Origin of the sequence: Delftia tsuruhatensis, from assembly GCF_903815225.1 — a bacterium.
GTDB lineage: Bacteria > Pseudomonadota > Gammaproteobacteria > Burkholderiales > Burkholderiaceae_C > Comamonas > Comamonas tsuruhatensis_A.
The window spans coordinates 516965-539680 of the sequence record NZ_LR813084.1; the positions used below are offsets into that span (position 1 = coordinate 516965).

The following is a 22716-nucleotide window of genomic DNA, read 5'->3' on the forward strand; positions in this document are numbered from 1 at the left end:
GGCGTCAGCAGGTCTCAGATGGCACGCGGACGCGCGGCGCCCGCACCGGGTGCCGGTTCCAGTGCCTGCACCCCGAGGAAATCGAAATCCACGGCCGGGCGTCGGCCGCTGACCAGCTCGGCCAGCGCCAGGCCCGAGCCGCAGGCATGCGTCCAGCCCAGCGTCCCGTGGCCTGTGTTCAGGAACAGGTTGGCGACCGGCGAACGGCCGATCAGCGGCACGTTGCTCGGTGTGGCGGGGCGCAGGCCGCTCCAGTACCGGGCCTGGCTGGCGTCGCCGGCGCCAGGGAACAGCTGTTGCACGCGCCGCACGATGGCCTCGCAGCGCACGGGATCGAGGTTGCGGTCATAGCCGTTGAACTCGGCCGTGCCTGCGATGCGCAGCCGGTCGCCCTGCGCGCCCGTGTAGCGCGAGAACACCAGCTTGAACTCGTCGTCGGTGAGGCTGACCTGGTAGGCCTTGGCGGCATCCAGCACGGGCAGGGTCACGGAGTAGCCCTTGGCCGGATAGATGGGCAGGCGCAGGCCCAGCGGTGCCGCCAGCAGCGGGCTGAACGAGCCCAGGGCCAGCACGTAGGCGTCCCCCTGGATGCGTTCGTAGCGGCCGTCGGCATTGGTGACTTCCACATGGTCGATATGGCGGCTGGCGCCCGCGCCCGTGGTGCGCAGTGCCGTGATGTGGTGGCCGTGGAGAAAGCGCACGCCGGTGGTGGCGGCGATGCGGGCCAGCTCGCGCGTGAAGAGGTTGGCGTCGCCCGATTCGTCCTGCGCCGTGTAGGTGGCGCCCGCGATGCGCTCGCGCACCTGGGCCAGGGCGGGTTCCAGGCGCACGGCCTCGTCGACATCGATCAGGCGGCGGTCGCAGCCCAGGGCCTGCATCTGCTCGGTGGGCTTGAGCGCCCCTTCGAACTCGCGGGCGTTGGTGTAGAAGTGCAGGATGCCCTGGGTGCGCTGCTCGTACTGCAGGCCGGTGTCGGCGCGCAGCTGCCGCAGGGCATCGCGGCTGTAGGTGCCCAGGCGCACGATCTGCCGGATGTTGTGGCGCGTGCGCGCCGGCGTGCAGTTGCGCAGGAAGGACAGGCCCCAGAGCCACTGGCGCATGTCGGCGCGCAGGCGGAACAGCAGCGGGGCGTCCTCGCGGCCCAGCCAGCCCAGCAGCTTGAACGGCGCGCCGGGATTGGCCCAGGGCTCGGCATGGCTGACCGAGATCTGTCCGCCGTTGGCGAAGCTGGTCTCGGCGCCCGGCGAGGCCTGGCGGTCGATGACGGTCACTTCGTGACCCAGGGATTGCAGATAGTAGGCCGAGGTGGTGCCGAGCAGGCCGGCTCCGAGAACGATGACGCGCATGACGATGCCCTTTCAAAGGCATGTGCCGGTCACACGGAGGCTGGATGCTTGATGGGCATGGCAAGCAGCCGGCGTCCGTCGTGACGCAGCTGCCGCTCCCCCTGTCCTTGGTACCTGAGAGATTCACCGCCGTCCATGGGGACGGGGCTTGCTCCTTCGGTGCGCCGTACCTTGCGGGCGGCGACTCTCCAGACGGCATGATGTGTTCGCAGTACGGTACCTGAGCGTGTATGGGAGTTTGCGCCTTCGGTGAGGCGGATGCCGCGGCACCCGCCTGCTCTCCTGCTGCTGGCGATTCTAGGCGCTGGCCTCAGGGTGCCAGCCTAGGCGAAAACCCCAGGCCGGCATCCGGGCCAACGGTTGGCATGCCACAGGCCATGAATGAGAACGATTTAGAATCGCGCGCTGATCGGCTCCCCGCGTCCATGGGGCCGAGGCACGGGTGCCGTGCACTCCCTGTCCGCTGCCAGTCTCCCGTCGCCGGCCTGTTTCATGCGCTTCAAGAAAATCTGGTTCCAGCTGCACTGGTTCGTCGGCATCACGGCCGGCACGGTGCTCATCGTCATCGGCCTGTCGGGCGCGGTATTTTCATTCCACGAGGAGATCCTGGACTGGCTCAATCCCGGCACGGCCTCGGTGCCCGTGCGCGAGGCCGTAGCGCTGGCGCCGCCGCAGATCGTGGCCGCGCTGCGCGAAGCCGGCGAGCAGCGCGCGGTCCAGCGCATCACCGTGTTTGCCGAGCCTGGGCGCTCGGCCCAGGTGGCCTTCAAGCCGGCGGCCGGCCAGCGCCGGGGCCAGACCGTCTTCGTCGATCCCTACACGGGCGCGCAGTTGCCCGGGCAGCAGGGCGCGGAGTTCTTCGGATGGGTGGAGCGCCTGCACCGCTGGCTGCTGCTGCCGCGCGACGACGGCAAGCCCGTCACGGGCACGCTGGCCGGCCTGCTGCTGATGCTGTCGCTGTCGGGCCTGTACCTGCGCTGGCCGCGCCGGCCGCTGTCCTGGCGCGCCTGGCTGACCTTCGATCCGGCGCTCAAGGGCCGCTCCTTCCTGTGGGGCCTGCATTCGGTGCTGGGCACCTGGGCGCTGGTGGCCTACGTGGTGTTCACGCTCACGGGCATGTACTGGGCCTTCGGCGTGGTGCGCAGCACGGTGGATGGCTGGGCCGGCGTTCCGCCGCGCGCTGCCGCGCCCGCGCAAGCCGCTGCGCGCGGCGGCCCGAGGCCGGAGCCGGCCGCCACGCAGCCCGTGGACATCGGCCCAGGCTGGGCTGGCTTCGAACACGTGGCCCGGGGCTGGACACTGGCGCAGCTGCGCCTGCCCGAACGCGCGGGCCAGCCGCTGCAGATCAGCTGGCTGGATGCCGATGCCGCCCACGAGCGCGCCCGCAACCAGATGGCCCTGCTGCCAGACGGCACCGTGCAGCGCGACGAGCGCCATGCCGACCTGCCCACGGGGCGGCGCGCCGTGGGGGCCATCTATCCGCTGCACATGGGCACCTACTTCGGCCTCCCGGGGCGCATCGTCATGACGCTGGCCTCGCTGGTCATGCCCTTGTTCGCCATCACGGGATGGATGCTCTACCTGGACCGCCGCCGCAAGGCGCGCGCCGTGGCGCGCGAGCACCAGGCGCTGGCGCAGGGCGCGGCCATCCCGCCTGCCGGCCAGGATGCCGTGCTGGTGGCCTTCGCCAGCCAGGCCGGCCATGCGCAACGGCTGGCCGTGGCCACGGTGGCCGCATTGCGCGGCGCGGGGCTGGCCGCGACGCTGCAGTCCGTGGCCCGGCTCGATGCCGAGCAATTGCGCCACCACCGGCGCGTGCTCTTCGTGGCCAGCAGCTTTGGCGAAGGCGACCCGCCCGATGCCGCGCGCCGCTTCGCGCGCCTGCTGGGCGCGGCCTCGGGATCTGCCCTGCCGCAGCTGCAGTACGGCCTGCTGGCGCTGGGCGAACGGCAGTACGCGGCCTTTTGCGGCTTCGGCCATGCGCTGGACCACCAGCTGCGCCGCCTGGGCGCGCAGCCGGTGTTTCCGCTGATCGAAATGGATGGCGAGGATGCCGCCGCCTGGAGCGCCTGGCAGCAGGCGCTGGCAGGGCATTTTGGCGTGGAGCCCGGCGTGTCCGGGCCGCCCGAGGCGGTGGCACCCGTGTTCTTGCCATGGCGGCTGCAGGCGCGCGAGCACTGCAATCCCGGCAGCCAGGGCGCGGGCCTGTACACGCTGCGGCTGGCCCCGCCCGAAGGCGCGGTTCCCGCGTGGCAGGCCGGCGCCCTGGTCGAGGTCCTGCCACGCCATGCTCCCGAGATGGTCGATGCCTGGCTGCTGCGCCAGGCCTGCGACGGCATGGCCGTGGTGCGCTGGCGAGGGCAGTCCATGCCATTGCGCGAGGCGCTGGCGTCCAGCGTGCTGCCCCTGCCCGGTGAATTCGCTGCGGGCACCGCGCCCCAGGCCGTGGCCGATGCGCTCCGGGCGCTGGCGCCGCGCAGCTACTCGGTCGCCTCGCTGCCGCAGGACGGCCATGTGCAACTGCTGGTGCGCCAGGTGCGCCACGACGCGGGCCTGGGCCTGGCCTCGGGATGGCTCACGTTCCATGCGCCGCTGGGGGCGTCCGTGTCCCTGCGCCTGGTCGAGAACAAGGCCTTCGCGCCCAGCGACGATGGCGATGCGCCAGCCCTGTTCATCGGCAACGGCTCGGGTTATGCGGGCCTGCGCGGCCACCTGCTGGCGCGCCTGCGTGCCGGGCGGCATCGCAACTGGCTGCTGTTCGGCGAACGCCAGCGCGCCCACGACGGCTTTTGCGAGGCCGAGGCCTCGGGCTGGCTGGCGGCCGGCCAGCTCGAACGCGCGGACTTCGTCTACTCGCGCGACCAGGCCGAGCGCCGCTACGTGCAGGACGCCCTGCTGGACGCCGCCGAACCCCTGCGCCGCTGGATCGCCGACGGCGCCGTGCTCTACGTCTGCGGCAGCGCCGACGGCATGGCCGCCGGCGTGGACGCCGCGCTGGCCGAAGTGCTCGGCGCCACGGCCGTCGAAGACCTCATCGTCGAAGGCCGCTACCGCAGGGATGTGTACTGAGGCGCGGTCCAAAAACTGGCGGGCCCAAAGCGAGGGTGTCTTCCCCCTCCCTCGCGGTAGCGAGTAGAGAGGTGCCGAGCCACGGGGGAAGCCGCGCAGCGGCTCAGGGGGTGTTCAGATACACCTCTTTGCCCAAGTTCAGCATCAGGCGGTTGGCCCAGCCGAACAGGGCGGCCGAATGCAGCATGTCCAGGATTTCCTGGTCGGTGAGGCCGGCATCGCGCAGCGGCCGCAGCTGGGCGGCACCAAAGCTGCCGGGTGCGCGCGTCAGTGCCAGCGAGGACTGGATGATGGCGCGCTCGCGGGCATTGGTGCCGGCCGTGTCCGGGTCGTCGAACATCTGGGCCATCACATCGTTGCGCTTGGCCAGCTGCTCGAAGCGCTGGGCATGGACCGAGGCGCAGTAGACGCAGCCGTTGGAACGCGAGACGGCCGTGGCCGCGACCTCGCGCTCGGGGCGCGACAGGCCGCCCGGCGCATACATGATGGCGTTGAAGGCCTGCGAGCGTTCCGACAGCACGCGCGGCTGGCGGGCCAGCAGCAGGTAGAAGTCCGAGGTCCGGGCCTTGGGGTGGCTCAGGTCCAGCACGGCCTGTTGCTCGGGCGTGGCCGTGGCGGGGTCGAGCACGGGCAGCCAGGACTTCCAGTCCAGCGTCTCGCTGGTGTAGCCGTTGCGTCGCAGCGGCTCGCCGGGCGGCGGCAGGTTGGCGGGGTGAACGAAGGGTGCGGCGGCGGCTTCGGCCGCCGGGGCGCTGGCCTGGCCGCCCAGGGCGTCCATGGCCCGCACGCCCGCGAACAGGCGCAGCTGGTAGGCGACGAAGCCCACGAGCTGGGCCAGCAGCACGGTGTCGTCCACGGACAGGCCGGATTCGGGCAGGGCCAGCAGGGCCGCGCGGTCGCTCTCGGCGGGATGCAGGGCCAGCGTGCGCACGAAGTGCAGGGCCGCATCCAGGCGCGCGTCGCCCGTCTGGGCACCGGGCTGGGCCAGCACGCTGCGCAGCACGGGCGTCAGGGCCTCGCCCAGGGCTTCGGCGCGCTGGCGGTATTCATCGGCCAGGGCCTGCACGCCGCTGACGCGGCTTTGCTCGCTGGCCAGCACCAGGCGCTCGGCCTGGGTCAGGTGCTCGCCCAGGGCGTTGCCCAGCAGCAGGTCCTCGCAGGCCTGGGTGGCGATGGCCACCTTGTCGCGCTGGCGGCGCGTGGCGAAGACGGGGGAGGAGGCGGTCAGGCCGGCCAGGCGGTCGATGGTGTCGTTGTGTTGGGCGGTCATATCGGTCTCAGTTCTTGTCGGCCAGGGCCCGCACGCGGGCCTCGGGGTCGGCGGGCGTCCATTCGCCGCCGTCCAGTTCAGGCTCGCTGTAGGCCTGCAACTGGGCGTAGTGGTGTTCCATGTCCTCGCGGTAGAACAGCGCGGACAGGCCCTGGGCCAGCTTGCGCGCGCCATCGCTGATGGCCGGGATGTCGCCCGACACCGTGCCGTGCGACAGCGCGGCGGCATAGCAAAAGCAGTGCACGCGGTCCAGGCCGGGCAGGGCGCCGGGCGTCTTTTCCTGGAACTCGAACAGCGGGCCCAGGTCGGGCGAGTCCGACAGTTCCTGGTCCTCGTCGCCGGCCTTGGGCGCGAAGCGGTCGCTCCACAAGCGCACATGGGGCGCGATGCCTGCGAACTCGGGGCGCTGGCTCCAGTCGATGGCAAAGCCCGTGGAGACGATCAGGAAGTCCAGCATGAAGACGCCGCGTGGCGTGCTCACGCGCAGCCTGTCGCCGGCCTGCTCGACCTTCTGCACCGCGCAGCCCAGGTTGAAGTGGGCGTTGGCATGGCGCGAGACGCGCAGCGTGCTGCCGTGCGGCGGCGGCACCTGCTGGACGTTGATGTAGTGGCGGATGCGCCATTTCCAGGCATCGGGCAGCAGGAACTGGCCATGCGTGAGGCCCGGCGTGCCCGAGCCCTTGGACTTGTTGATGCGCGGCAGGTCATGGCGGCGCACCAGCAGGTCCACGCTGGCGGCGCCGTGCTCCAGCGCCGTGGCCGCGCTGTCCATGGCCGAGGAGCCCGCGCCCACCACGCCCACGTGCAGGCCGGCCAGGCGGGCGTAGTCCATTGCGTCGGAGGAATGCGCCCAGCGGCTGCGCTCCACGCCCTGCATGAAGGCGGGAATCTGCGGGCCGCCCAGGCCGTCGCGGCCCGTGGCCAGCACCACGCGGCGCGCCAGCCAGGTACGGGAGGCACCGTCGGCCGTCACATCGACCTCGACGACGCCATCCGCCTGCGGGCGCACGGCCGTGACCTGGTGGCCGTTGCGCACGTCGCAGCGCATCACGCGCCGGTACCAGCGCAGGTAGTCCATCCACTGCAGGCGCGGGATCTTGTCCAGCGCGGCCCAGGCTTCTCGGCCCCATTGGGCGATGAACCAGGCGCGGAAGGTCAGCGAGGGCAGGCCCAGCGCGGGGCCGGTCAGCTCCTTGGGTGAGCGCAGGGTTTCCATGCGCGCCGTCGTGGCCCAGGGGCCTTCGAAGTCCGGCGGGGCCTTGTCCAGCAAAACGGCCGCGATGCCCAGCTGGGACAGCGCGGCCGACAGGGCCAGGCCCGCCTGGCCGGCGCCGATGACCAGGACATCGTGCACGGGCTGGCCGTCGCGGGTGGCAGGGGGGATCCAGGCCTTGGCAGGCCAGCCCAGGGCGACGAGGTCGTCGCGCAGGCGTTCTTCAAGGGCCGCCAGGCCTGCGGGGGCCGTGGCTGCCGTATCGGTCAGGGACATAAACTCACCAGAGAAAGCGCGCCAGCAGGAGCATGCCGACGGACGCGCGGGGCATCAATCGATGCTGATTTTCGCGTCTTTGACCACCTGTGCCCACTTCAGGCGGTCGCTGTGCACGGTTTTCCTGAACTGCTCGGGCGTTTCGATGCGGATGGCATTGCCCTGGGATTCGAAGCGCGCACGCACCTCGGGCAGTTCCAGCACCTCGCGCACGGCCTGGCTGAGTCGGGCGACGATGGCCGGGTCCGTGCCCTTGGGCGCGAAGATGCCGAACCAGATCGAGCTGTCGAAACCCTTGGTGCCGGGCAGGCCGCTGGAGGCGATGGTCGGCACTTCCTTGATGACTTCCACGGGCTTGGCCGTGGTCACGCCCAGCAGGCGCACCTTGCCGCTCTTGTAGTGGGGCAGCACGGTCTGGACCTGGTTCATGATGCAGCAGGTCTCGCCGCGCAGCACCGAGGTGATGGCCTCGGGGCCGCCCTTGTAGGGCACGTGGACCATGTTCAGGCCCAGGCGCGCATTGAACTCGGCAAAGGCCATGTGCGTGCCCGCGCCGTTGCCCGTGGAGGCGTAGTTGTACTTGCCGGGGTTGGCCTTGATCTCGTCCACGAACTCCTTGAGGTTCCTGACGTTGATCACGTTGGGGTTGATGGTCAGCACGTTGGACACGTCGATCAGCGGCGCCACGGGCACGAAGTCGGACTCCACGTCGAAGGGCAGCTTCTTGTAGAGCGCGGCATTGCTGCCGTGCGTGGCTGCCGTGCCGAAGGCCAGGGTGTAGCCGTCGGGTCTGGCGCGTGCCACGATCTCGCTGGCGATGTTGCCGGCCGCGCCGGACTTGTAGTCGATGATGACGGGCTGGCCCAGGCGCTGGGACAGCGGCTCCTGCACGCCGCGCGCGATCACGTCCACGCCCGAGCCTGCGGGAAAGCCCAGGATCATGGTCACGGGCTGGTGCGGCCAGGCGCCATGCTCGGCGGCGCCGGCAGGGGCGGCGCCGAAGACGGCCAGGGCCGCGGCGGCGGCGGGAATCCAGGAGCGAAAGAGCGAGGGGCGCATGGTATGCAGGGAATCCGGTGAATCAATTCCTTTATTTTCGTGAGAACTTAATGATTCACTTTCATATGCATATGTTGGTATGAAGCCAGTGGGGACATGTGCCTGGCCAGCAGCAAAAAGCCCGCCGATGGGGCGGGCTCGAATTCGCATGGTGGCGGATCAGTGGCGGTGGGGGTTGTTCGGACGGCGGTCGTAGCGGTTGGGCACGCCGTCGCGGTCGCGGTCCCAGCGTCCCGGCGCGTAGTCCCAGCGGCCGCCGTGTTGCGCCCACACGGGCTGGCGATAGACATAGCCGGGCCGGGCCTTGACCCAGTGGCCGGCGACCCAGGCGTGGCGGTGGCCCTGGGGACGCCAGTAGCCCGGGGTCCAGACATAGCCACGGCGCGGTGCCGGCACGGCCTCGTAGCGCATGGGCGGCGGTGCGCCGAACTGCACGGAGACGGCGGCGCCCGGTGCCGCATAGGTGACGCTGGCCTGGGCCTGTGCGGCCCCGGTCCAGCCGGCCAGGACCAGGGTGGCGGCAATCAGCGGTGTGCGAAGGGAAATCATGGCGGCTCCTTGTCTGCGTTGCTTCTGTCAGGACACCTGCAAGGCATCCATGACTGCATGGTGCAGGGGCCGCGTCAACCCCGGGTTGCCGGGGCGCGAAGTCTTGCAATCTTGTGTATCGCCTTGGTGAAGCCCTGTTGCCAGGCGCTGCACATGCAACCGGCCGCCAGCCGGAGCCAGCGTCAGGCCGTGCCTCTGCGCAATGCCGTGAAGGCCGAGAACTCCCAGCTGCGCATGGCCAGCACCAGCGTATAGCCTTCGCGCTGCTGCGGTGGCAGGCGCTGGTCCATGAGATGCTGCTGCGAGAAATCGTGTGCCAGCCGCTGTATGCGCTCCACGAAGCTGGGCGCCAGGTGGCGCGCAATGGTGCCGTGGACCATGAGCATGCCTTCGCCGGGCTGATCGAATCCGCCACCGAAGTAGTCGAGCACGGCGTTCTCGCGGAAGTATTCCATCACCGGGCCGCGGGCGCGCCAGCGGAAGGTCTTGGCCAGGCGCAGCCGGTAGCGGTTGCCGGGGCGCAGCTCGATGATGCCGATGCGGTCGAGCTGGGCCAGGTAGCGGATGCCTTCGGCCTCGGTCAGGCGGTAGGTGGCGACGATCTGCTCCAGCGTCCACTGGCTCAGCACGCAGATGGCCATGAGCAGCAGCTTGCGGTCGGCGACCACGGCGTTTTCCTGCTCGGGCGTCATCTCCTGCAGCAGGGGCTGGCTGTCGGCCACGCGGCGTGCCAGGTCGGCGAAGTCCAGGCTCAGCGCGCGGCAGATGGCATCGATGCGCGACAGCGGCATGTCGCCCTTGGCCAGCATGCGCTTGACGCTGGACTCGGCCATGCCCAGGGCTCGCGCCAGGTCGGCATAGGTCATCTGGGCAGCCTTGAGTTCCTTCTTGAGGGCGATGACGAGATCGGCGGTGGTGCTCATGGGTAGCGATTATCGATACCAGAAGTGCTGCGGGGTGCATCGGGTGCAGAAAAACGATGCTTGGAGGGTGGGTGGCTCGTCACACTGCGCTCCAACTTTCCACCAGGAGCAGCCCATGCCAACCGCCTTGATCTCACCCGCCACCGCCTTGCGCGCATTGCACTGGGGAGCCGCCCTGCTGTTGCTGGTCGCGCTGTTCGGTCCCAGCGTGCCGCAGCCGCAGGACTTCCACGGTTTTGCCGACCAGCGTGCCTGGGGGCCGCTGCCCCATGCGCTGGACGTGCTCAGCAACCTGGGCTTCGCCTGGGCGGCCGTGGCCGGGGCGCGCCTGCTCCTGGGCGCGGGCAGCCAGGGGCTGGCGCCCGCCCTGCGCTGGCTGGCGGCGCTGTTCTTCACGGGCCTGGCCTGCTCGGCCATCGGCTCGTCCATCTACCACTGGGTGCCCGGCGATGCCACGCTGGCCGGCGACCGGCTGGGCATGTCCATGGCCTTCGCGGGCATGCTGGGGCTGGCGCTGCAATCGCGCATCGCCGACCGCGTGGCCCTGCGCGCCGCAGCGGCCATGTTGGCCGCAGCCGTGGCCTCTGTGCTGGTGTGGCTGTACGGCGGCAACCTGCTGCCCTGGGCGCTGGTGCAGGGCGGCGGCATGCTGGCCATTCTGGGCCTGGCTTGCGTGGCGCCACGCCATGGCGCGCTGGCGTTGCGGCTGGGCGCGGTGATCGCCTGGTATGCGGCGGCCAAAGTGCTGGAGTGGGGTGACGCGGCGGTCTTCGAGGCCACGGCCGGCCTGGTCTCCGGCCACAGCCTCAAGCATGTGCTGGCTGCCGCCGCGGCCTGGCCCGTGGTGGCCGCGCTGCGGTCGGCCGCTGAAGGCACAATGTGCGCCGATGCCCGCCTGCGCGGCGCCTCCAAACGTTGAGGGAAGACAAGATGTACCAGCAAGAGACCGGCAGAGCGTCTGCGAAAGAGACGATGGCATCGGCCGCGCAAGAGCATCCCAACCAGTTCGCCCTGCTGGGCCAGCGGCGCTTCGCGCCGTTCTTCTGGACCCAGTTCTCGGGCGCGGCCAACGACAACCTGTTCAAGTTCGCGCTCACCGTGATGGTGACCTACCAGCTCAGCGTCTCCTGGCTGCCGCCCTCGCTGGCGGGCCTGGCGATCGGGGCGCTGTTCATCCTGCCCTTCCTGCTGTTTTCGGCGACCTCGGGGCAGTTGACGGACAAGTGGGACAAGACGCGCATGTTCCGCCTCGTCAAGAACCTGGAGATCGCCATCATGGCGCTGGCGGCCTGGGGCTTCGTGCAGGCCCAGGTGCCGGTGCTGCTGGGCTGTGTGTTCCTGATGGGCGTGCATTCCACGCTGTTCGGTCCCGTGAAGTTCGCCTACCTGCCCCAGGTCCTCGACGAACGCGAGCTGACGGGCGGCAACGGCATGGTGGAGATGGGCACCTTCGTCGCCATCTTGCTGGGCAATGTGGCCGGCGGCCTGCTGGTGGCCGTGCCCCAGGTCGGCCATCTGCAGGTGGCCGTGGCCTGCCTGGCGCTGGCGGTGATCGGGCGCCTGTGCGCGCAGTTCATTCCCAACGCGCCGGCCACCGATCCGCACCTGGTCATCAACTGGAACCCGTTCACCGAGACCTGGCGCAATCTGCGCCTGGCCCACGGGCAGCCCGTGGTGTTCCGCTCGCTGCTGGGCATCAGCTGGATGTGGTTCTTCGGCGCCGTGTTCCTGGCCCAGTTCCCCAGTTTCGCCAAGGAGGTGCTGCACGGGGACGAGCATGTGGCCTCGCTGCTGCTGGTGGTGTTCTCCGTGGGCATCGGCATCGGTTCGCTGCTGTGCGAGGTGTTCAGCCGCCGCCATGTGGAGATTGGCCTGGTGCCGCTGGGCGCCATCGGCATGAGCGTGTTCGCCGTGGACCTGTTCTTCGCCGCACGGGCTTTGCCGCCTTCCGAGCTGATGGGCGTGGGCGCCTTCTTCGCCAGGCCCGCGCACTGGCGCGTGATGGCCGACCTGGGGCTGCTGGCCATGTCGGCAGGCATCTACAGCGTGCCCATGTACGCGCTGATCCAGATGCGCAGCCTGCCCACGCACCGCGCACGCATCATCGCGGCCAACAATATCCTCAATGCCCTGTTCATGATCGCCTCCAGCGTGCTGGCCGGCGCCTTGCTCGCGGCGGGCTTCAGCATCCCCCAGGTGTTCCTGATCACCGGCATCGCCAATGCCGTCGTGGCGGCCTACATCTTCCTGCTGGTGCCCGAGTACCTGTTGCGCTTCGTGGCCTGGGTGGCCTCGCGCTTCGTCTACCGCTTCAAGGTCCGGGGCGACGAGCATATTCCGGCCACGGGTGCGGCCATCCTGGCCTGCAATCATGTGAGCTTCGTCGACGCGGTGCTGCTCATGGCCGCCAGTCCCCGGCCCATCTATTTCCTGATGGACCACCGCATTTTCCGCGTGCCGGTGCTGGGCTGGCTGTTCCGCCTGGCCAAGGCGATTCCCGTGGCGCCCCAGAAGGAGGATGCGGCCACCTACGAGGCCGCGTTCGAGCGCGCCGCCCAGGTGCTGCGCGAAGGGGATCTGCTGGCCATCTTCCCGGAGGGCGGCATCACGCGCGACGGGCAGCTGCAGGAGTTCCGGGGCGGCATCATGAAGATCGTCGAGCGCGCCCAGGCCGAGGGCCTGCAGGTCCCCGTGATCCCCATGGCGCTGACCAACCTCTGGGGGTCGTACTTCAGCCGCATCGAGCAGGGCGGCGCCATGGTACGGCCCTTCCGGCGCGGCATGTTCAACCGCGTGGGACTGAACGTGGGCCAGCCCATGGCCCAGTCCGAGGTGCAGCCCGCACTGCTGCGCGAGCGCGTGATGCGGCTGCTGGCGGCCTAATCCTCGACAGTGAAACTCAGGCCGGCGCTGGCCTTGAGCCGTGCGATCAGCGCGTCGCCCATGGCCGGCGCGGTGGTCCAGATGCCGCCGGGGGTGTCGGTAGCATCCTGGAGCAGGCAGACGGCGGCCTCGGTGATCATCTTCGAGGTCGACCCATAGCCCGGATCGCGGTCGCCCCTGACGCCCACGCGCAGGCTGTTGCCGGCCGCATCCGTGCCCAGGAACAGCACGTCGTAGAAGCCGGACTCGCGCTCCTCGCGCGAGGGGCCTTCGCCCGGCCTGGGGCCGCTGTCCGAGCCCAGCGACCTGTCGGCCGCCACGGCGTTGGCCAGGGCCTCGCCCTTCTCGCCGGCGCCGGTCACCATCATTTCGTCGTACACAAAGTCGGCGCCATAGGCATGGCCCAGCAGGAGGTTGGAGCGGTGCACATTGCGCGTATTGATCGCCGCCATCACGAAGGGCGCGACCCACAGGCCCAGGGCTTCATCCACCATGGGCTTGTTGCCCGAGGGCTGGCGCGGGCCCTCGAAGCCAGGCGTCAGCGAGAAAGGATTGCGCAGCAGCTCCAGCACGCCGGGATCGGAGGCGGCGGCGGCCATGGTGGCCTTGAGGCTTGCGGCCGTTCCGCCGGAGAACGTCCCCTTCATCTTGCGCACCCGGCCGCGCACGCGGCTGGCCGGATGGCCGAAGCGGGCCTTCATCTCGCCTTGCAGCATGAACACGCCCAGGTCGAACGGAATGGAGTCGAAGCCGCAGGAGAACACGATGCGAGCGCCGCTGGCCCGGGCCTCGGCTTCATGGGCGTCGATCATCCGGCGCATCCAGGCGGGCTCGCCGCACAGGTCCACATAGTCCACGCCGGTCCGGGCGCAGGCGGCCACCAGCGCGTTGCCGTACAGCTGGTAGGGCCCCACCGTGGTCAGCACCAGGCGGGTCTGGTCCATCAGCGCCTGCAGGCTGGCGGGGTTGGCGGTGTCGGTGACGACCAGCGGGGTATCGGCCGGCGCGCCCAGCTCGTCGCGCACGGCGGCGAGCTTGCCGGCATTGCGCCCACCCATGGCCCAGCGCAGGCCGCTGCCTGCCGGGTAGCGCCTGAGCAGGTATTCGACCACCAGCCGGCCCGTGAAGCCGGTGGCGCCGTGGACGACGAGGTCAAAGGGTTTGGTCATGGAGGTCTCCGCTGTTCTGGCCGCAAAAGTGGGCAGGAGGCCGTGTCGCAGCACGGTTGGCGGCATTTTCCGGGGCCTCTCGTCCGCACGCTGTCGCCGAGGCGCCGGACCGGCAGGGTGGCATCAGAACGCACTGGTGGGCTGTAAACAACGCTTCGAAACTTGAAAAGTATCGTACTTTGATACTTGATGTCCTGCGAGCAGCCACTGTTACTGTTCAATGCAGACACGCAAGTTACGTCTGGGCACCATGCGTTCCGTGTTCAACCAATGCCCTTGAGGGGCGCCTCGGCAAATGTCCTCTTCTCCCATCGTCGTTCAGCGTGATACCCGTGCCTGGCAGCTCCAGGTCTGGATTTCGTTCGGCATCGCGGTCTTCCTGTGCGCCGTCGGCCTGGCCTGGCTGCCGGGCGAGCAGCTGGAGCGGGCCTTCATGGTGATGGGCTATGTGTTCTGCCTCTCGGCCGCCTTCGTGCTGGCCAAGTTCGTGCGTGACAGCGAGGGCAGCCGCCGCGCGGCCGGCGACACCCCCCTGTGGAAACTGGTGGTCTGGGGCGGCTTTGCCGTGTCCATGGCGCTGACGGGCTGGGGCCTGCTGAGCATGGACATCAACGTGACCTACAAGGCCTTCCTGGGCGTGAGCTGGCTGTATCTGATCACCACCGCCTTCACGCTGGCCAAGATGCTGCGCGACCGCCACGAGGCCGATCTGTCCCAGGCCCGCATGCAGGGCCGCCGCGAAGTCTCGCAGCCGGTCGACGCCGAGTGATGACCACGGCTTTCCCCGAATTTCCAGGAGTCCAGGCAATGATGATCGATCCGTCCGTTTTCGCCCGCCTGCCGCGTGCCCTGCTGGCCGCCGGCGCGCTGTGCGCCGCCCTGGCCGCGGCACCGGCCCATGCCCACAGCGAGGCCTCGGTCGCGCTGTCCATGCTGCCCGTGGCCTCCGTGGTGGGCACGGCTTCGGTGGCATCGACGGCCGCCGGCGCCGTGGTGGCCGTGCCCGCGGCGCTGTCGGTGGGGGGCGCGGTGCTGACCGTGAAGGCCGTGCAGGCCTCGGCCACGGGCACGGTCTATCTGCTGGAACGCGCCTCCGACGGTGCCCAGGCCAGCGTGGAGGTGGTGGGGCGTGGCGCGTCCGCATCGGCCTATGCCGTGGGCACGGTGGTGGCCTGCAGCGTGATTGGCGCGGGCACCATCCTCTCGGCCGCCGGCAAGGTCCTGGCCTTCATCCCGAACGAGATGGGCAAGGCCCTGCTGCACAACGAACGACTGTGATGCCCGCCATGCGACCGATGACCCCCTCCGCCCGCCCTGTCTGCCTGGGCCTGCTGCTGGCCGCCGCGCTGGGCACGGCCCATGCGGGCCGCAGCTGCGAGGACAAGCCCCTCACGCCCCAGTCCCTGCAGCAGGGTCTGGACCTGGCCCAGCGCACGTCGCAGGCGCTGGATGCCGAGTACGCGAAGAACGGCACCCGTGTCGTGCTGCTGGCGCGCGTGGGCCAGGACCTGAGCAAGTACGACCTCTACTACTCGCACTATGGCTGGGCGTACAGGACACCCGAGGGCCCCTGGCGCGTGGCGCACAAGCTCAACGAGTGCGGCACGGCCGGCGGCCATGTCTACCGCCAGGGCCTGGGCGAGTTCTTTCTCGATGACCTGTGGCGCCATGAGGCCGGCATCCAGGTGCCCACGCCTGCCGTGCAGCAGGCGCTGTGGACCTTCCTGACCCAGCCGCAGACCGTGCTGCGATTGCAGCACGAGCCCTACAGCATGGTCAGCTACGCCTGGGGCCAGCGCTACCAGCAGTCCAACCAGTGGGCGACCGAGACCCTGGCCGCCGCCATGGAGCCGGCCACGGTGCAGCGGCGCGAGCAGGCCCAGGCCTGGCTGCAGTTCAAGGGCTATGAGCCCGGCGTGCTGGTCATCCGTGCGCTGAGCCGGCTGGGAGGGCGCGTGACGGCGGCCAACATCGCCTTCGACGACCATCCCAACGATAAACGCTATGCCAGCCGCATAGAGACCGTGACCGTGGAGTCGGTGACCCAGTGGCTGCAGCGCAGCCAGCTCGCCGGCCCGGTGCGCAAGCTGCCCTGAGCCCCCGCGAAACCACCTGCGGCCCCGGGGGTGCCGCAGGGCATTGAAACAGGAGTCATCCCATGAGCAAGGCCTTGCGTCTGCCCGAAAAATGGTTCCGCCGCGGCCTGTGGCTGGTGGCGGTGGTGTTCGCGTCCTTTCTGATCGGCCTGGGCGGCCTGGTGGTGGGCGACCTGCCCCAGGTCGAGTCGCCGCGCACGGTGGAGGACTTCATCGCGCCTGGCGCGGCCGAGCCCGTGAAGGCCGAGATCAAGGCCGCCGATGCGGACCATGACAAGGCGGAGACGGCGCTGGAGAACGCCCGCCTGAAGTACCAGGCCACGCAGGCGCGCTACCGCTCGGCGCGCGAGACCTTCGACAACTGGGTGGCCACGCGCCGCGCTACCGCCCGGCCGGAACAGGATACGGAACTGCTGTCGCGCACCCAGGTCCTGGATGCCATCAAGCAGGAGGAGAACACGGCACGCGCATCCGTGGAGCAATTGCAGGATGCCAGCCTGCGGGCCCGCCAGCGCCTGGATGCGGCGAACCGGCAGTGGGATGGGCTGCGCGACGGTGCCGGCGAGGCATGGCGCAAGGAGATGCGGGCCATCGAGCTGCGCGTCTTCCTGTACCGGCTGGCGCTGACCCTGCCGCTGCTGCTGGTGGCCGGCTGGTTGTTCGCCAGGCAGCGCAAGAGCACATGGTGGCCCTTCGTCTGGGGGTTCATCTTCTTTGCGCTGTTCGCCTTCTTCGTGGAGCTGGTCCCCTACCTGCCCGACTATGGCGGCTATGTGCGCTACATCGTCGGCATCGTGGTGACGGTGCTGCTGGGGCGCGCAGCCATCCTGGGGCTGAACCGCTACCTGGAGCGGCAAAGGCAGCAGGAGTCACTGCCCGAGACACAGCGACGCCAGGAGCTGGGCTATGACGTGGCGCTGGCACGGCTGGCCAAGGGCGTGTGCCCGGGCTGCGAGCGTCCCGTGGACCTGAAGGATGGCTCCATCGATTTCTGCCCCCATTGCGGCATCGGCCTGTTCGACCGGTGTGGCGGCTGCGGGACCCGCAAGAGCGCGTTCGTGCGCTTTTGCCACAGCTGCGGCGCGCAGGCGGGTGGCGACTCTGCCACGCGCGGAGTACAGCCTGCGCAACAGGTTGCCCGGCCGGCACCGGGTTGAGGCGGCGCAGGCCTGCAAAGGCCATTGAAGCGGCGCGGGATTGTGGTACACCATGGCATGCGCGCTCGGCCGGGGCGCAGACCCGTCTTCAGCGAGGAAGCCATGTCACGCCAGATGCCGGAGATCGCAACACACATGTCGGCGCAGCCCGCCCCACCGCCATCCACGGCGGCTGCGCATGTTCCTCCCCTGCTGGCCTGGGCCGCTGGCGCGGCCCTGCTGGCCTGCCATGTGGCCTTCGGCCCTGCCTCGTGGAAGGCCTGGGCGGCCTATGCGGGACTGTCGGCGCTGGCCGGGTTGTCCTGGATCGTCCGCTGCCATGTGGTCCGGCTGCCATTGACCGGCGTGCTGCGCGGCCATGGCTGGATCCAGGCCACGACGGCCCTGCTGCTGGCCGCCTGGCAGCCTTCCCTGGCCTGGGCATCCGCCCTCATGTGGCTGGCGGCCATTGCCTGGCTGCCCTGGGATGGGGAGCGCGAGCAGGCACTGCACCTTCCCGCCGCGCAGGTGGTATTGCTGTGCGCCATGCTCGCCATCCTCTGCGCCGTGGTCGTGGCCAGGCCCATGCCGCAGATGGCTCCGGGCTCGGTGGCCGCACGCATCTTGTGGATGGTCAGCGTGATGCTGCCGCTGGCGGTGCATGCCCTGGCCCTGTGGCAGGCGCTGCACCGCATGCAGCGCCACTATGGACGGGAACTGGCCCAGCTGTCCAGCTACTGCGGCCAACTGGCCGAGGACGTGCAGCAGTTGCAGGCGCGCGTGAGCACGCTGCAATTGCCCACGGGGCGCGACACGCTGACGGGCGTGGCCAACTTCTCGCGGCTCATGGACGCTGTGGACGGACTGCGCGAGCGCCATGCACGCAAGCCGGAGCCGTTCTGCGTGGTCCTGCTGGAACTGGACCCCTGGGTGGAGCGCGCCGGCGCGCACCGGCCGCCCAAGGGGCCTTCGCTGCAGGACCGGGTGCTGCTCATGCTCAGCGGCCTGCTGGTCACCCATCTGCGTGCCGTGGATGGCGTAGGTCGCTACCGAGACGATACCTTCATGCTGGTGATGCCCGATACCGCATCGGTCCAGGCCGTCTGGGCCCTGCAGCGGGTACGTGAAGGCGTTCGGCAGCAGCACTGGAGCGAGGCTCCCGTGCCGGACCCCGACAGGGATCCGCTGACACTGACCCTGGCCGTGGCGGAGTTCCAGGCGGGGGAAACCTCCGAGCGGCTGGTGCAGCGCGCTGAGATGGCGCTGATGCACGGCCGGGCCAGCGGACGCAACCAGATCGTGGTGGCCGAGGATGTCCGGCCGCCGCGTACCTCCTAGGCTTGGCAGACCGGATCTACGGGATTTCCCGGATGCGGTCACAATGGGCGCCCATCGGGGCCGCCGGCCCGCCGCGCTTCATCGCATGCCCGTGCTTTCCTCCATTTCCCGGAATTTCCCGGACCGTCTCCTGTGGGGCCCCAGGCCGGCTTCGTCCCTGGTGGACGAAGCGCAGCAGCTGCAGCGCTGGAAGCGACGGACCTGGCAGCTGCATGTGTCCGTGCTGGTCAGCCACGCCTATGCCTTTTCGCTGTTCGTGGGCCATGCCTGGGCCGGGTACGCGCCCTGGCCCGCGGTGCTGTGCTATGGCCTGTGGGTGGCGATGGGCATGGGCTTCATCACCTGGGCCTATGCCAGCGACTGGTGCCATACGCGGCGCGATCCCGGCATGTTCCTCACGCACCAGCTGGTGTCCATCATCGGGGTGCTGGGCCTGGTGATAGCGGCTCCGGCACTGGCGTTCCAGGCCATGGTGATGCTGATCGCCTTCAGTGCCGACGGCTTTCTCGCGCGCAGCCGCACCAGTTTCTGGCTGACCTGGATAGCCACGCTCGTCGCCGTGGGTTCCATCATCTGCTGGAGGGGGCCACAGATGCGAATGACCACCGACGCACCGGCGGGCCAGGTGCTGGCCATCGGCGTGGTGCTGGGCTCCGTGGTGCGTTGCAGCGTGCAGGCCACCTTCTTTCGCAGCATGCAGTACCGGCTGGGGGTGGCCAACGACAAGCTGGCCACGGCCCTGGCACAGATCCAGGCCCTGCTGCGCCATGACGAGCTGACGGGTGTCAGCAACCGCCGCGGCGTGATGGAGCGGCTGCACGAAGCGTGCAGCGCGGCGCAGCAGGGCGGCTTGTCGCTGTGCGTGGCCTTGCTGGACATCGATCATTTCAAGCAGATCAATGACCGTTACGGCCACGAGGGCGGCGACCGGGTGCTGCGTGCCTTCGGAACGCTGCTGACTTCGCAGCTGCGTGCCAGCGACGGCATCGGCCGCTATGGCGGGGAGGAGTTCCTGATGGTGCTACCGGACACCGATCTGGACCGCGCCGGCGAGCTGCTGGAGCGCTTGCGTCGATGCATTGCACAGGCGCCGTGGGAGCAGACCCTGGGCAAGGGGGCGCAGGTCACCTGCACGCTGGGCCTGGCCCGGTACCGGGCGGGAGAGTCGGTGGAGACCACGATCGCACGAGCCGATGCCGCGCTGTACCGTGGCAAGGCAGCGGGGCGCAACTGCACCATGCCCGAACCGCCCCCGGGGGGGAAGTCCGGCCTGACAGGGTCTGCAGGCCGATCTGTCAGTTCAAATCACGAGATTGGCCAGAAAACATCGTTATTCAAACGCCTGGAACCTCCATAGCATCCACCACCATGCTCAGGACGATGGGGGATGCACATGAATCATCAGATAGCTGAAATGACCGATGGACCGGCCCATGGGGCCGGCATGGCGGGCCTTGCTCGGGACTTGTCCGCGCCGCGGCCCTTGCAGGCAGGGCCGTTGCGTGCGGAACTGGCGGGCGGTGGCCTGCGCCATGTCCGCTACGGGGGCATCGAGATCCTGCGTTCCCTGGCTTTCGTGGTGCGGGACGGAGAGGGCGAGAAGTGCATGGCCGAGCCGGGTGACATCGATGTCCGCCAGGAGGTGGGCCGCTTCGAGGTCTTCTGCGATGCGGTTTCGGTCTGCGAGGGGCGCAGCCTGGCCTGGCGGGTGCGCATCCTGGGCACCGCCCACGGCCTGAACCTGGCCGCATGGGCTTGCACGCGTGGAGGTATCGGGCGCGGCGGTAGCGCCGGGGCCGGGCTGGAAATCCTCTATCCGGGCCAGGGGCTGGCAGGCCGCTCCATCCAGGTCGAGCATGTCGATGGCAGCATCGTGCAGACGGTGATGCCCGAGCCCGATGCGCTGCTGCATGCCATGTCCGGGCTGCGCACCATCACCCATGAGCCGGCGCCCGGCCTGCGGGTGGGCTGCTGCCTGGAGGGCGCGAACTTCCAGATGCAGGGCCAGGGCCGCGGCTCCCAGGGGGTCTTCAGGCTGCGTCCGCAGCCCGCGATGGCGCATGGACCATCTCCCTGGGGAGATGGCAGGACGCTGGTGCAGATGGCCTGCCTGGTATTCGGCAGGCCGGACGATGCGCCGCAGGCCTTGGCGCGTGACACGCTCTAGCCGTCGCTGCGGATCTGGGCGGCCCGCACGGCCTGCTCCAGCAGTTGCCTTTCGTGCTCCAGATGGGCGATGAACCGGTCCTGCGCCATGGCCATGGGCTGGAAGCCGGCCTCCGCGAGCTTGCGCACCAGGGCGGGATCGGCCAGTACGGCGGCGACCTCGCGCGCCAGGCGCCCGGCGATGCGTGCATCGGTGCGGGCAGGCAACAGCAGGCCTTGCCAGGCCTCGACTTCGTAGGTCTGCCAGGGGGGTGTCTCCGAGAGGCTGGGCGTGCGTGGCAGGGTGGCGGCACGCCGTCGCGAGGTCACGCCCAGGCCCCGGACCTTGCCTTCGCGCACGAAGGACTGTGCCAGGGCCACGGGCAGCAGGGCCAGGTCGATCTGGCTTCCCGCCAGTTCGGTCAGCACCTGCGGGCCCGACTTGTAGGGCACGTGCGTCCACGCAAGTCCTGCCTGCTGCTGGAGCATTTCAGCGGCCAAATGCAGGCTGGTGCCCACGCCATCGGTGCCGATGGTCAACTGGCCGGCTTGCTGGCGCGACAGCCGGATCAGCTCTTTCGCCGATGTGGCCGGCAGGTCGGGGCGGCCTGCCAGCACGAAGGCCGATGCGGCGACGGGGGCCACGGGCAGCAGCTCCCGCAGGCCGTCATAGCGAAAGCGCTGCGGGGACACCAGCGGGGCGATGAGCACGCAGCTGGCCACGCCGAACAGCAGGGTGTGGCCGTCGGGACGGGCCTTGATGACGCGCTGTGTGGCGATGGTGCCCGAGGCGCCCACGGTGTTCTCGATGACCACGGGCTGGCCCAGCCGCTCGGCCAGTAGTGGCATGACCAGGCGCGCTGCCACATCCACGCTGCCGCCCGGCGAGAAGGGAACGACCACCGTCAGCGGCTGGGCGGGCCAGGCATCGGGTGCTGCCGTGGAGGCCCGGGCGGATGGGGGCAGCAGAGGCGTACCCAGCATCCAGGCAGCCAGGGGGGCCAGTTGCCGGCGTCGCAGGCTCATGCGCTCCTCCGCGATGCATGCAGCCAGGGCAGTTGCCCGGACGGGTAGCGCCAGGTCTGGAACACGCTGTTGAGCCGTCCAGGCCCGGTGCGGCGCGCGGCGGCATCAGGGTACTCGGCGAACCAGGGCAGGATGTACTCCCAGACCACCTCGCCCGCGGGTGTGACCTCGAACAGCCGGCCCGTGGCCGATTCCGTGATGTGGGTATTGCCGTTCCACAGCCGCTGGGCATTGCCCATGAAGGCCGTGTAGAAGGCGTTGACCATTTCGTCCTGGTAGCTCCAGGCGATGCGGTGGTCAACCGGGTCGATCTCCACCACGCGCGAGAAGGCCACATGGGCGCCCTCGCGGAAGTTGCCGTTGTCGAAGGCCAGGATATGGCCGTTGGCCAGGGGCACGGGCGCATGCTGGTGCGAGACCACCGAAGGCGGGATGTGCAGCGTCACCGCGCCGCTGGCCCGGTCCACGCCGATGATGCCGGAGGTGGTGCGCAGGCTCATGAGCACGCTGCCGTCGGCCATGACGCCCAGGCCGTTGACCAGGGGCCAGTGGTAGCGGCCGAAGCCGGGATGGATGGGAAATGCCTCCGGGTCCAGGTGCTCCCAGGCCTTCCACTCCCAGATCAGGCGGCCGGCGCGGTCCACTTCCCGGATCACGTCGCCGTACATGACTTCGTCGGGGCTGTGGGCGGTCCCTCCGGGCACGCGGCGGGCAAAGCCTTCGGGGGCAGGTGCGCAGGCGGCATACAGCAGGTGGCCGTCGGGCAGCCACTGGGCGTCGTGGTGGTGGTCCGGGTCCTCGTGGCGCCAGACGATCTCGCCATCGGGCGTGACCTCGTAGAAATCTCCGCCATGCCACATGGACCAGGGCGCATAGCGGTCGGGCGAGCGCGGATGGTTGCCGTTGTAGCCCAGGTTGCCGTTGGGCAGGATCACGGCATGGCGGCCTGCGCGCACGGGCAGCTTCCATTCGTGGGCCACGCGGCCCTCGGTATCGATCAGATAGACACGGCCGTCGGCCGTCTGTGGCGCGATCAGGGTGTATCCGCCGGCCGACAGGGTCGGGTCATGGGCGATGAGGCCGACGCCTCGGCGGCGCTGGGTGACTTGGTCTACGGTGCTGGCCATGGGCTTGCTTTCAAAGCGGTACGGGGAATGCACGCCACTCTAGGCAGTTGCCAGCGTCAGGAATAGCTGTTTGTTTTGGATGAGGCGTAAG

19 protein-coding genes and 1 riboswitch are annotated in these 22716 nt (G+C 69.6%); of the genes, 10 read left to right on the forward strand and 9 right to left on the reverse strand.

Annotated features, from left to right (window positions below):
- Positions 1-14: 14 nt before the first annotated feature.
- Complete coding sequence (locus L1Z78_RS02405; protein ID WP_234639976.1) at positions 15-1346, reverse strand: D-amino acid dehydrogenase; 1332 nt, start codon at positions 1344-1346, stop codon at positions 15-17.
- Positions 1347-1437: 91 nt separating this feature from the next.
- Positions 1438-1548: riboswitch (glycine riboswitch) on the reverse strand.
- Between the two features lie 290 nt (positions 1549-1838).
- On the opposite strand from L1Z78_RS02405, the gene L1Z78_RS02410 reads away from it, so the two are divergent.
- Complete coding sequence (locus L1Z78_RS02410) at positions 1839-4415, forward strand: PepSY domain-containing protein (protein WP_234639977.1); 2577 nt, start codon at positions 1839-1841, stop codon at positions 4413-4415.
- 103 nt (positions 4416-4518) lie between these two features.
- Here the strand turns inward: L1Z78_RS02410 and L1Z78_RS02415 are convergent, their stop codons facing one another.
- The 5 genes from L1Z78_RS02415 to L1Z78_RS02435 form a co-directional block, all read right to left on the reverse strand.
- Positions 4519-5685 carry a CMD domain-containing protein gene (locus L1Z78_RS02415; RefSeq protein WP_234639978.1) on the reverse strand — a complete coding sequence of 389 codons (1167 nt, stop codon included), beginning with the start codon at positions 5683-5685 and terminating at the stop codon, positions 4519-4521.
- Between the two features lie 7 nt (positions 5686-5692).
- Positions 5693-7174, reverse strand: a complete 1482-nt coding sequence (locus L1Z78_RS02420; protein ID WP_234639979.1) for a SidA/IucD/PvdA family monooxygenase — start codon at positions 7172-7174, stop codon at positions 5693-5695.
- Between the two features lie 54 nt (positions 7175-7228).
- Positions 7229-8233: a Bug family tripartite tricarboxylate transporter substrate binding protein gene (locus L1Z78_RS02425; RefSeq protein WP_234639980.1), complete on the reverse strand. Its 1005-nt coding sequence runs from the start codon at positions 8231-8233 to the stop codon at positions 7229-7231.
- A 159-nt stretch (positions 8234-8392) separates the two neighbouring features.
- A complete protein-coding gene (locus L1Z78_RS02430; RefSeq protein WP_234639981.1) occupies positions 8393-8782 on the reverse strand; it encodes a YXWGXW repeat-containing protein in 390 nt (129 codons plus the stop codon).
- A gap of 182 nt (positions 8783-8964) precedes the next feature.
- Positions 8965-9705 carry a helix-turn-helix domain-containing protein gene (locus tag L1Z78_RS02435; protein WP_234639982.1) on the reverse strand — a complete coding sequence of 247 codons (741 nt, stop codon included), beginning with the start codon at positions 9703-9705 and terminating at the stop codon, positions 8965-8967.
- Between the two features lie 115 nt (positions 9706-9820).
- Here L1Z78_RS02435 and L1Z78_RS02440 point away from each other — a divergent pair, with 115 nt between their 5' ends.
- On the forward strand, positions 9821-10624 hold the full coding sequence (locus tag L1Z78_RS02440; RefSeq protein WP_234639983.1) for a hypothetical protein: 804 nt from the start codon (positions 9821-9823) through the stop codon (positions 10622-10624).
- A gap of 11 nt (positions 10625-10635) precedes the next feature.
- A complete protein-coding gene (locus tag L1Z78_RS02445; protein ID WP_418921667.1) occupies positions 10636-12588 on the forward strand; it encodes an MFS transporter in 1953 nt (650 codons plus the stop codon).
- Here the strand turns inward: L1Z78_RS02445 and L1Z78_RS02450 are convergent.
- Positions 12585-13757, reverse strand: coding sequence for a saccharopine dehydrogenase family protein (locus tag L1Z78_RS02450; RefSeq protein ID WP_234639985.1), 1173 nt, complete (start codon positions 13755-13757; stop codon positions 12585-12587). The two genes, L1Z78_RS02445 and L1Z78_RS02450, sit on opposite strands and share 4 nt — an antisense overlap.
- Positions 13758-14052: 295 nt before the next feature.
- Here L1Z78_RS02450 and L1Z78_RS02455 point away from each other — a divergent pair, with 295 nt between their 5' ends.
- From L1Z78_RS02455 to L1Z78_RS02485, 7 genes are all read left to right on the forward strand, one after another.
- Positions 14053-14526: a YiaA/YiaB family inner membrane protein gene (locus L1Z78_RS02455; protein ID WP_234639986.1), complete on the forward strand. Its 474-nt coding sequence runs from the start codon at positions 14053-14055 to the stop codon at positions 14524-14526.
- Positions 14527-14564: 38 nt separating this feature from the next.
- Complete coding sequence (locus L1Z78_RS02460; protein WP_234639987.1) at positions 14565-15035, forward strand: hypothetical protein; 471 nt, start codon at positions 14565-14567, stop codon at positions 15033-15035.
- A 17-nt stretch (positions 15036-15052) separates the two neighbouring features.
- On the forward strand, positions 15053-15853 hold the full coding sequence (locus L1Z78_RS02465; RefSeq protein WP_418921668.1) for a DUF2145 domain-containing protein: 801 nt from the start codon (positions 15053-15055) through the stop codon (positions 15851-15853).
- A gap of 62 nt (positions 15854-15915) precedes the next feature.
- Positions 15916-17010, forward strand: coding sequence for a zinc ribbon domain-containing protein (locus tag L1Z78_RS02470; protein WP_234639988.1), 1095 nt, complete (start codon positions 15916-15918; stop codon positions 17008-17010).
- Between the two features lie 135 nt (positions 17011-17145).
- Positions 17146-18327 (forward strand): GGDEF domain-containing protein, encoded by a 1182-nt coding sequence (locus tag L1Z78_RS02475; protein WP_234639989.1) that lies wholly within the window; start codon positions 17146-17148, stop codon positions 18325-18327.
- 160 nt (positions 18328-18487) lie between these two features.
- Positions 18488-19684, forward strand: a complete 1197-nt coding sequence (locus L1Z78_RS02480) for a GGDEF domain-containing protein (RefSeq protein ID WP_234639990.1) — start codon at positions 18488-18490, stop codon at positions 19682-19684.
- A gap of 57 nt (positions 19685-19741) precedes the next feature.
- Positions 19742-20494 carry a hypothetical protein gene (locus L1Z78_RS02485; RefSeq protein WP_234639991.1) on the forward strand — a complete coding sequence of 251 codons (753 nt, stop codon included), beginning with the start codon at positions 19742-19744 and terminating at the stop codon, positions 20492-20494.
- Here L1Z78_RS02485 and L1Z78_RS02490 read toward each other — a convergent pair.
- Positions 20491-21498: a Bug family tripartite tricarboxylate transporter substrate binding protein gene (locus L1Z78_RS02490; RefSeq protein WP_234639992.1), complete on the reverse strand. Its 1008-nt coding sequence runs from the start codon at positions 21496-21498 to the stop codon at positions 20491-20493. The genes L1Z78_RS02485 and L1Z78_RS02490 overlap by 4 nt on opposite strands.
- Complete coding sequence (locus L1Z78_RS02495; RefSeq protein WP_234639993.1) at positions 21495-22625, reverse strand: aryl-sulfate sulfotransferase; 1131 nt, start codon at positions 22623-22625, stop codon at positions 21495-21497. The genes L1Z78_RS02490 and L1Z78_RS02495 overlap by 4 nt, the downstream gene beginning before the upstream one ends.
- Between the last annotated feature and the right edge of the window lie 91 nt (positions 22626-22716).

Bases quoted from the DNA above. Each gene is read 5' to 3' on its own strand.
- L1Z78_RS02475 (WP_234639989.1), top strand. From the start codon at position 17,146: ATGTCGGCGCAGCCCGCCCCACCGCCATCCACGGCGGCTGCGCATGTT.
- L1Z78_RS02445 (WP_418921667.1), top strand. From the start codon at position 10,636: ATGTACCAGCAAGAGACCGGCAGAGCGTCTGCGAAAGAGACGATGGCA.
- L1Z78_RS02465 (WP_418921668.1), top strand. From the start codon at position 15,053: ATGACCCCCTCCGCCCGCCCTGTCTGCCTGGGCCTGCTGCTGGCCGCC.
- L1Z78_RS02410 (WP_234639977.1), top strand. From the start codon at position 1,839: ATGCGCTTCAAGAAAATCTGGTTCCAGCTGCACTGGTTCGTCGGCATC.
- L1Z78_RS02495 (WP_234639993.1), bottom strand. From the start codon at position 22,625: ATGGCCAGCACCGTAGACCAAGTCACCCAGCGCCGCCGAGGCGTCGGC.
- L1Z78_RS02490 (WP_234639992.1), bottom strand. From the start codon at position 21,498: ATGAGCCTGCGACGCCGGCAACTGGCCCCCCTGGCTGCCTGGATGCTG.
- L1Z78_RS02460 (WP_234639987.1), top strand. From the start codon at position 14,565: ATGATGATCGATCCGTCCGTTTTCGCCCGCCTGCCGCGTGCCCTGCTG.
- L1Z78_RS02405 (WP_234639976.1), bottom strand. From the start codon at position 1,346: ATGCGCGTCATCGTTCTCGGAGCCGGCCTGCTCGGCACCACCTCGGCC.
- L1Z78_RS02425 (WP_234639980.1), bottom strand. From the start codon at position 8,233: ATGCGCCCCTCGCTCTTTCGCTCCTGGATTCCCGCCGCCGCCGCGGCC.
- L1Z78_RS02415 (WP_234639978.1), bottom strand. From the start codon at position 5,685: ATGACCGCCCAACACAACGACACCATCGACCGCCTGGCCGGCCTGACC.
- L1Z78_RS02435 (WP_234639982.1), bottom strand. From the start codon at position 9,705: ATGAGCACCACCGCCGATCTCGTCATCGCCCTCAAGAAGGAACTCAAG.
- L1Z78_RS02440 (WP_234639983.1), top strand. From the start codon at position 9,821: ATGCCAACCGCCTTGATCTCACCCGCCACCGCCTTGCGCGCATTGCAC.
- L1Z78_RS02450 (WP_234639985.1), bottom strand. From the start codon at position 13,757: ATGACCAAACCCTTTGACCTCGTCGTCCACGGCGCCACCGGCTTCACG.
- L1Z78_RS02485 (WP_234639991.1), top strand. From the start codon at position 19,742: ATGACCGATGGACCGGCCCATGGGGCCGGCATGGCGGGCCTTGCTCGG.
- L1Z78_RS02470 (WP_234639988.1), top strand. From the start codon at position 15,916: ATGAGCAAGGCCTTGCGTCTGCCCGAAAAATGGTTCCGCCGCGGCCTG.
- L1Z78_RS02430 (WP_234639981.1), bottom strand. From the start codon at position 8,782: ATGATTTCCCTTCGCACACCGCTGATTGCCGCCACCCTGGTCCTGGCC.
- L1Z78_RS02455 (WP_234639986.1), top strand. From the start codon at position 14,053: ATGTCCTCTTCTCCCATCGTCGTTCAGCGTGATACCCGTGCCTGGCAG.
- L1Z78_RS02420 (WP_234639979.1), bottom strand. From the start codon at position 7,174: ATGTCCCTGACCGATACGGCAGCCACGGCCCCCGCAGGCCTGGCGGCC.